Origin of the sequence: Citrobacter sp. wls718, assembly GCF_005280945.1 — a bacterium.
Classification (GTDB): Bacteria; Pseudomonadota; Gammaproteobacteria; order Enterobacterales; family Enterobacteriaceae; genus Citrobacter; species Citrobacter gillenii.
Map to the genome: position 1 here is coordinate 58,887 of NZ_SZWV01000107.1, position 8,712 is coordinate 67,598.

At 53.2% G+C, this 8,712-nt stretch carries 8 protein-coding genes and 1 pseudogene; all 9 read right to left on the bottom strand.

Features of this window, described 5'->3' with window-relative positions:
- Positions 1 to 41: 41 nt before the first annotated feature.
- Positions 42 to 572: a transcriptional repressor MprA gene (gene mprA / locus FDW95_RS21570; protein ID WP_096755998.1), complete on the bottom strand. Its 531-nt coding sequence runs from the start codon at positions 570 to 572 to the stop codon at positions 42 to 44.
- A 90-nt stretch (positions 573 to 662) separates the two neighbouring features.
- A complete protein-coding gene (gene ygaH, locus FDW95_RS21575) occupies positions 663 to 998 on the bottom strand; it encodes an L-valine transporter subunit YgaH (protein WP_096755999.1) in 336 nt (111 codons plus the stop codon).
- Positions 988 to 1,725: an AzlC family ABC transporter permease gene (locus tag FDW95_RS21580; RefSeq protein WP_115257649.1), complete on the bottom strand. Its 738-nt coding sequence runs from the start codon at positions 1,723 to 1,725 to the stop codon at positions 988 to 990. The genes ygaH and FDW95_RS21580 overlap by 11 nt, the downstream gene beginning before the upstream one ends.
- A 122-nt stretch (positions 1,726 to 1,847) precedes the next feature.
- Positions 1,848 to 3,032, bottom strand: coding sequence for an MFS transporter (locus tag FDW95_RS21585; protein WP_115259904.1), 1,185 nt, complete (start codon positions 3,030 to 3,032; stop codon positions 1,848 to 1,850).
- 200 nt (positions 3,033 to 3,232) lie between these two features.
- Positions 3,233 to 4,228 (bottom strand): glycine betaine/L-proline ABC transporter substrate-binding protein ProX, encoded by a 996-nt coding sequence (gene proX, locus FDW95_RS21590; protein ID WP_115257650.1) that lies wholly within the window; start codon positions 4,226 to 4,228, stop codon positions 3,233 to 3,235.
- Between the two features lie 69 nt (positions 4,229 to 4,297).
- Complete coding sequence (gene proW / locus FDW95_RS21595; RefSeq protein ID WP_115257651.1) at positions 4,298 to 5,362, bottom strand: glycine betaine/L-proline ABC transporter permease ProW; 1,065 nt, start codon at positions 5,360 to 5,362, stop codon at positions 4,298 to 4,300.
- Complete coding sequence (gene proV / locus FDW95_RS21600; protein WP_137363609.1) at positions 5,355 to 6,557, bottom strand: glycine betaine/L-proline ABC transporter ATP-binding protein ProV; 1,203 nt, start codon at positions 6,555 to 6,557, stop codon at positions 5,355 to 5,357. Before proV ends, proW begins: the two co-directional genes overlap by 8 nt.
- 354 nt (positions 6,558 to 6,911) lie before the next feature.
- Positions 6,912 to 7,832, bottom strand: coding sequence for a class 1b ribonucleoside-diphosphate reductase subunit beta (gene nrdF / locus FDW95_RS21605; RefSeq protein ID WP_249359299.1), 921 nt, complete (start codon positions 7,830 to 7,832; stop codon positions 6,912 to 6,914).
- 49 nt (positions 7,833 to 7,881) lie between these two features.
- Positions 7,882 to 8,712, bottom strand: a pseudogene (locus FDW95_RS21610) (ribonucleotide-diphosphate reductase subunit alpha); the annotation flags it as partial.

The window sequence follows — 8,712 nt, forward strand, 5'->3', positions numbered from 1 at the left end:
TTTTTCATTTATCAATCTGGATTTTTGAGCGTGTCGGCGCGTTAACGCAGCGCGTCGAGTACCGTGCCATCCTGTTCCATCTGATCAAGACGGGTCAGAAGCTTGCGGGTGATGTGCTCAAGCTGATCTTTTTCTGTGGTGCTAAGAGATGACCAGAGCTGATGCAGACAGTTATGCTGAGGCGGTAATACCTCTTGCAAGAATGCATGGCCTTTCTCGGTCAACTGTAGATGCAGGCAGCGGCGATCGTTATCGCTTTCGCGACGCTCGATCCAGCCACGTTTTTCTAACTCATCCGCGATACGCGTGGCGTTAGTCCGCGACGAACCCAGTGCGCAACTCAGTTCAGAAGGCTGAATACTGTGGTTTTCCTGAGACTCCAGCGTAATCAACGCCATAAACAACGTCTCGTTAATCCCTTGAGCTTTCAGCATTTTATTGCGGTTTTCCAGCAGCTTGCCCTGCATGTGCATGCAAAGACGAGTCAGAAGAACTTCCTGGTAAGGGAATTCTTCGTAGCGGCTGGCGCGAAATTTTAGCATTTGTTCAATGGGCGTAAACGAACTATCCATTTGGGTATAACCTCATTAATTTCAGCCGATATAGTAACGACAGTGACAAATAAAGTAAATGTATTATTTATTTAAAATGATTATTTTTACCTATAAAACAACCCACATTTTCCAGGCTAATCCGTAGCCCAGAGCACTCAGCAATGTCGGAATGATGATGCTGCGGGTCTTAAAATAGCTTGCGCCCAGTACAACAAACCCCACCAACGTTGGCACAAACCGACGAGCGTCGTGCATAACTTCAGGTGCGGTAGACACCACCAGTAGGGCGCAAATTGATGCTATGCCAATGGTGTCGAGTAAAATGCCGGTTGCGCCGCGTTTTGTCGGGCGAACATTTCCCACCCCCAGACGCAGCGGTAAATAACGAAAGCAGTAGTTGACGCCGCCAACCAGCAGGCCAAGCAGCAGAACCTCATAACTCATCAGGCGCCCCCTGCCAGAATGACTGGATAAGCGCCGTCAGACATCCGCAAACAATGCCAGCGAGTATGGCGGCAGGAATAGAAAAAAACGTCACGCCCGCCAGTGCTCCGCCGAGTGCCGCGGTCACACACAGCGACTGTTTACGCTGAAATGACGCGAGCAGAAAACTCATAAACAGCGCCGGGAGCATAAAACCTAGCGCCGCTTCGACCGCCGGAAAATCCTTCAGTAAGCCACTGCCGGAGAATGCGCCAATAATCGTACCGAATACCCAGGAAATCCAGGCACATAGTGCGATCCCCATCATCCAGTTCTCACTCCAGCGGCGATTGTCCCGCACCAGCTTCGCCGTTGCGGCGGCAAACACTTCATCAGTGAGGCCAAAGGCCCACACTGCGCTTTTAGGTTTACTGAGTCGTTGGGCGATGCGGCTGCGCAGGGAAGGGCCATACAACACATGGCGTACGTCCATGGCCATCACGGTGAGCGCGGCGACCCATAGCGAACTGCCCGCGGCAAGCATGGTAGTGATGACGAACTGGCTGGCACCGGCATAGATAATGCAGGAGAAAAAGACGCTTTCGACGGGCGTAAAGCCCAGGCGAGTGGCATTGAGACCAAATGCAAAGGCGACCGGAATATAGCTGATGACGATCGGCAGACTGTCTTTGAATCCTTCCGTTAAGGTTGCCGGGCTGGGGTCTGACTGGGGAACAGGGCTTTCCATAGGATTATAGGCTTCATTACCGAAATTTAAATAACCTGGCTCAATGAGTTATAACCTTAGCAGACTGATGAGCTCCTTAACACCCTGAGGAGCTCAATCAGCGGCAAACACGCGCGATACGCTTAATTTACGGCTTCCTGGCGGTGAAAACCTCGCCACCAGACCAGCAGGTTGAGTACGGCAACGGTCGATCCTGCCAGACAAACGCCAGCCCAGCCGGCATGCTGCCAGGCAGAGGCTGAAATCAGTGAACCTGCCGCCCCGCCAATAAAATAGCTGGTCATATAGCCGGCGGTCAGTCGGTTACGCGCATCCGGGTGAATGCGGTAAATAACCGTCTGGTTGGTGATATGCACGCCCTGAACGGTGAGATCCAGTACCAGAATGCCAATTATCAGCATCGGTACTGACGTATGACCCAACCAGATTGCCAGCCAGGAGAGCAGCAGTAACAACAGACCTAATGTCGTGGTGAGATGGGATTTGCCCTTATCAGCAAATCCACCAGCAGGACGAGCGCCGAGCGCACCGGCGGCACCGGCCAGGCCAAACAGGCCAATCATGCCTTCTGAATAGTTAAACGGCGGTGCCGCCAGCAAAAATGCCATTGATGTCCAGAGAATACTAAAGTTGGCAAACGTCAGGCAGCCCAGCATCGCCCGGGTACGCAGCAGTTTATCGTGGATAAACAGGCTGAAGACCGAGCCTAACAACTGTGGATAGTTGAGATGGGTTTCTGATTTCATCTTCGGCAGTCCGCGCCATAGCGCGATAGCCATTAGCGCCATCAGCACCGAGGCGACCCAAAATACCGTGCGCCAGCCGCCGAGATTCGCCAGCAGCCCGGCCACCGTACGAGCCAGTAAAATCCCCAACAGCAGACCGCTCATAATGGTGCCGACAACTTTGCCGCGTGTCTCCGGCGTGGCGAGTGTGGCCGCCAGCGGAACCAATATTTGTGCTACGACGGAAAACAACCCGGTCAGTGCCGTGCCGAGGATCAGCATGCCCAACGACTGGCTGCTGGCGGTAATCAACATGCCGCCAGCGGCGAGTAACGTCATGGACACGATAAGCCCCCGCCGCTCAAACATATCGCCAAGCGGTACCAGAAACAGTAGGCCCGCGGCGTAGCCAAGCTGTGCCGCGGTGACGATAAAGCCTGCGGTACTGGCAGATAATGAGAAGTTGCGCGCGATGGTATCGAGCAGCGGCTGGGCGTAATAGTTACTGGCGACGGCGAGACCCGTGGCGATGGACATGAGCAGGATCAGCGATCGGCTAAGTCCCTGAGAGGAATTTGTCATTGTTTTCAGCTGAATAATGGATTTCTGAAACAATCATAACGGAAGTGGATAAATGTTGCTGATTTGTTAGGTGATGGATTGTGCGGTTTCGGGCGAGTGAAGAGATGCGTGCCGGATAAGGCGCATTGCGCCACCATCCAGCATTGGTGTGGTTACTTACTGTGCCTGATGGCGCTACGCTTATCAGGCCTACGAGTGGGTTACTTCTGCGCAGCTAATGCTTCTTTTACCCAGCCGTCGAACTGCTGCTGGTGGGCTTTGATCCAACCGTCAACGTGACCCTGCACATCGGCTTCGGAAGCTTTGCCCTCATGCATCATCGCGTTCTGTGCGTTGATGTCCGCCAGTGGCAGCTTGATGATGGCAAACAGCTTCGCCGCGGCCGGGTTTTTCTCTGCCCATGCCTTGTTGGCAACGATATGCATGGTGTTGACCGGGAAGCCGTAGTTCGCGCCGTTTGGCAGCTTGGTGTCAATGTCTTTCTGCTCACCCGGCAGGGAAGAGAACGGCACCTGCAGCCAGACCACGTCTTTGCCCGGCTTCATCACGTCGCTCACCCAGTATGGTGTCCAGGTGTAGTAGAGAATCGGTTTGCCTTCTTTAAAGCGCGTGATGGTGTCAGCCATCATCGCCGCGTAGTTGCCGTGGCTGACGTCGACCGTTTTTTCCAGATCGAAGGCTTTATTCTGGTGGTTGATGACCGCTTCGCAGCCCCAGCCGGGTGAACAGCCCATCATGTCAGCTTTACCGTCGCCGTTGGTATCAAAGATTTTGGCAATCTTTGGGTCTTTCAACTGGGCGATATTGGTGATTTTGTACTGCTCAGCGGTTTTTTTGTCGATCAGATACCCCTGTGCAGCCCCCGTCACGAATACCCCTTCGCGATAAAACTTTTTGTCTCCGCCCGCGGCGGCGTACATGTCGTCATGCAGTGGCTGCCAGTTCACGGCGGTAAAGGTGGCATCGCCAGAAGCAATAGAGGTGTAGCCGACGTTGTAGTCAACTTCGCTGGCTTTGTTGACGGTATAACCCAGCTTTTCCAGCGCACGAGCGACCAGCTGTGTCTGGAACGATTCTTCAGAGATCGTGCTCTGGATAGGTTGCACGGTGATGCCTTTGCCCGGCAGGTCGGCAGCGAAAGCGCTGGTGGAGACAAGGGTGGCAAACGCTGTGGCAAAAAGTACGGTATGTCGCATCGTTATTCCTTTAATTATTGGAGGGACGTGCAGGCCCGGTAAGCGCAATACCACCGGGCAACAGGTGAATTACTTAGTGAAAGGGCGGGTGATAAGCCCAACAGGGCCGGTGGTGTACCAGCGACGGTTACCCCGGCTGCGCGAGTCGCGACCGACGGCCTGCGTCAGGCGGTCCAGAATGATGGCGAGGATCACAATCCCAACCCCGCCAACGGTAGCCAGCCCCATATCGAGACGCCCGATACCGCGCAGTACCATCTGACCCAATCCACCGACGGCGATCATCGAGGCGATGACGACCATGGAAAGCGCCAGCATCAGCGTCTGGTTAACCCCCGCCATAATGGTGGGCATCGCCAGCGGCAGCTGGACTTTAAACAGCATCTGACGCGGGCTGGCACCAAAGGAGCGCGAAGCTTCAATCAGGTCGGCTGGCACCTGGTTAATACCCAGAATGGTCAGACGCACAATCGGTGGCAGGGCGAAGATAATCGTCACCACGACGCCCGGCACGTTACCAATGCCGAATAACATCACAATCGGCACCAGATAGACGAACGCAGGCGTGGTTTGCATGGCATCGAGCAGGGGACGAACGATCTTTGCCGCACGCGGACTGCGCGCCAGCCAGATCCCCATCGGTAAACCGATTAGCACACAGAACAGCAGCGCGGTCAGCACCAGCGCCAGGGTGATCATCGCCTGTGACCAGGCGCCAATCGCGCCAATCGCGACCAGTGAAATCAGCGTGGCAACGCCCATCCCGACGCCGGAAATCTGCCAGGCGATTAAAGCGAAAAGAATAATCGCCACCGGCGCAGGCATACCCAGCAGCAGTTGCTGGAAGCCGTTGAGAATGTAATCTACCGGGACACGAATGCCCTGGAAGACGGGACGAAAATGGGTCACCACCCAGTCGATCCCTTCGGTGACCCAGCTATCGAGCGGGATCAGCGTTTTATGGAACGGATCCATAATATTGAAATGCTCAGGTGCTGGCGCGGGCGCGCTGGTCAGCCAGTCTGCGCTGCCGCCGTCGGTAGGCGCGCTTGACGCCGTACCCCAGGCATCAGCGGATTGTGCAGCGCTATCGGCTGCTGGTGTCGTGTCCCACGGATTTGTTTGATCAGTCATTGTTTGCCCCCTCGCGATCTAAAGCCTGTAGCAGCATGCGTTTGGAAATAATGCCCACATACTGATGTTCCTCATCGACAACCGGTACCGCGCACGGTGCTTGCCCGACATGAGAAAGCAGCTCGCTCAGCGGCGTTTTCGCCTCTACGGCTAACGGTTCGTCGATCAGTGCGGCTTCAATACCCTGCGCCTGACGTAAGGCGGTTTTTAATGAGTCGATGGAGACCACGCCAACAAACTTGTTTCCGCGTTCAATCACGTAACCAAATTCACGATCTTTATCCTGCAATAATTGCAGTGCCGAACGTGGGCCAATCCCTGGTGTTTTGCGAATTAAGCCTTCAGGGCTACGACGGGAAATATCTTTCGCGCTGAATACCTGGCTAATATCAACACCACGGAAGAAGGTGCGCACATAATCATTGGCCGGGTTATTCAGGATTTCATCCGGGGTACCGACCTGCACCACTTCACCATTTTGCATAATAGCGATGCGGTCACCAATGCGCATGGCTTCGTCGAGATCGTGGGAAATAAAGACCACGGTTCTCTGATGCTTTGCCTGCAGTTTTACCAACTCATCCTGCATCTCGGTACGAATTAAAGGATCGAGCGCAGAGAAGGCTTCATCCATTAATAAGATGTCAGGGTTAATGGCTAATGCGCGGGCGAGACCGACACGCTGGCGCATACCACCGGAGAGTTCATCCGGGTATCCGTGAGCGTAATTCTCAAGCCCGACCTGGCGGAGCGCATCCAGCGCTTTGTCACGACGTTCATCCGCAGCAATACCGGCTAACTCCATACCGAAGGCCGTATTGTCGAGTACCGTCATGTGCGGCATTAGGGCAAAGGACTGGAATACCATCGCAATCTTTTTTCTGCGCACCTCGCGAAGCTCGGCATCGGATATCCTGGCGATATCCACGCCGTCAATCAGTACCTGCCCGCGGGTGGGTTCAATCAGGCGATTGAGAAGGCGTACCATTGTGGATTTACCCGAACCGGATAATCCCATGATGACAAATATCTCGCCTTCTTCAATGGCCAGACTGGCGTCTTTAACGCCAAGCGATAGCCCTGTTTTTTCCAGAATCTGCTCTTTTGAAAATCCTTTTTCAATATATTTGAACGCTCTCTGGGGGTGCTCGCCAAATATCTTATAGAGATTTTTAACTTCTAATTTAATTGCCATGCAATAGAATTATTCCTGTTATTTGTTTATATCGATATAGTACCTGGTGAAAATAGTTATCTTTTTCTACCCTAACATACTGAGAATCTGAGACAACCCTGAATTTGGTTGTGGCATGAATATTGCCAAAGGCCAGATGGCGAGATTTCCCGTGATATAAGGGCTGAGCGTAGATGAAACTTCTTTGATATTTTTTGTAAATGGCAGTAAAAAGTCGCCTGAATTGTTGAAACTCAGGCGAATAATGCGGCTAATATTGAGTGTAGATCACACAATGATCTTTGTGTGATAAAAATGTGATCCCGTTAAAATATTAACGCGAAAAGTGTAGGGTATTTTCCGCGAAAATGAGATCTAGAAATTCCAGTCGTCGTCTTCAGTTTCGACGGCTTTCCCCATCACGTATGACGAGCCTGAACCGGAGAAAAAATCATGGTTTTCATCGGCGTTGGGCGACAGCGCGGCGAGGATTGCCGGATTGACATCCGCCATTTCCGCCGGGAACAGGGCCTCATAACCCAGGTTCATCAAGGCTTTATTGGCGTTGTAACACAGGAACGCTTTCACCTCGTCGGCCCAGGCGGTTTCGGCATACAACACTTCCGTGTAGTGAACTTCGTTATCGTACAAATCCATCAGCAGATCGAGGGCAAAATTCTTCAGTTCCTCACGAGCTGACAGTGAAATATGCTCCAGCCCCTTTTGATATTTATAACCAATGTAATAACCGTGAACGGCTTCATCACGAATAATCAGACGGATGAGATCGGCGGTATTGGTCAGCTTACCGCGGCTGGAGAAATACATCGGCAGCCAGAAGCCGGAATAGAACAGGAACGATTCCAGAAATACGCTGGCAATTTTCTTCTTCAGTGGATTATCGCTGGCGTAATGCTGCAAAATAATCTGCGCTTTGCGTTGCAGCGCGGCATTTTCCTCACTCCAGGCGTAGGCCGCATCCACATCTTTGGTCTGGCAAAGGGTGGAGAAAATAGAGCTGTAGGAACGAGCGTGCACCGCTTCCATAAAGCTGATATTTGACAACACCGCTTCTTCATGTGGGGTTAATGCATCCGCCATCAGCGCGGGCGCGCCGGCAATATTCTGAATGGTGTCGAGCAGCGTCAGCCCGGTAAAGACGCGAATGGTGAGCTGCTGCTCGGCGACGCTCAGCGTTTGCCAGGCGGGAATATCATTCGACAGCGGGACTTTTTCCGGCAACCAGAAATTACTGGTCAGCCGGTTCCACACCTCCAGATCTTTATCATCCTCAATTTTGTTCTAGTTGATGGCGCTCACGCGGTTTAGCTTCATCCTGCTCTCCTTACAGCGCGCATGACACGCAGCCTTCAATTTCAGTACCTTCCAGCGCCAGCTGGCGCAGTCGGATGTAGTACAGCGTTTTGATGCCTTTTTTCCACGCGTAGATTTGCGCTTTGTTGATATCGCGGGTGGTGGCGGTGTCCGGGAAAAACAGCGTCAGCGACAGCCCCTGATCGACGTGTTTGGTTGCCTCGGTGTAGGTATCGATGATTTTTTGCGGGCCAATCTCGTAGGCATCCTGATACAGCGCCAGATTTTCGTTGGTCATAAACGGGGCAGGGTAATACACACGCCCGGTTTTACCCTCTTTGCGAATCTCCACCTTAGACACAATCGGATGAATACTTGAGGTGGCATGGTTGATGTAGGAGATGGAGCCGGTTGGCGGCACCGCCTGTAAATTCTGGTTATAAATACCGTAGCGCATCACATCCTCACGCAGCTGTGACCACATTTCACGCGTCGGCAGCGTCACGCCGCGAGTGGCAAACAGCGCGCGGACTTTCTCGGTTTTTGGCTGCCAGTCGCCGCTTAAATAGCGATCAAAATACTCGCCGCTGGCGTAGCGCGACTGGTTGAATCCGGCAAAAGTCTGGCCACGCTCTTTGGCCAGCAACATGGAGGTATGCAGGGCATGCCAGGTGACGGTGTAGAAATAGAGATTGGTGAAATCCAGCCCCTCCGCTGAACCATAGGCAATACCTTCGCGTGCCAGATAGCCATGCAGGTTCATCTGCCCCAGCCCAATCGCGTGCGAAGCGCTGTTCCCGGCTTCAATCGACGGAACGCTGCGGATGTGGCTCATGTCGGTGGATTGGCCCCTATATTTCCA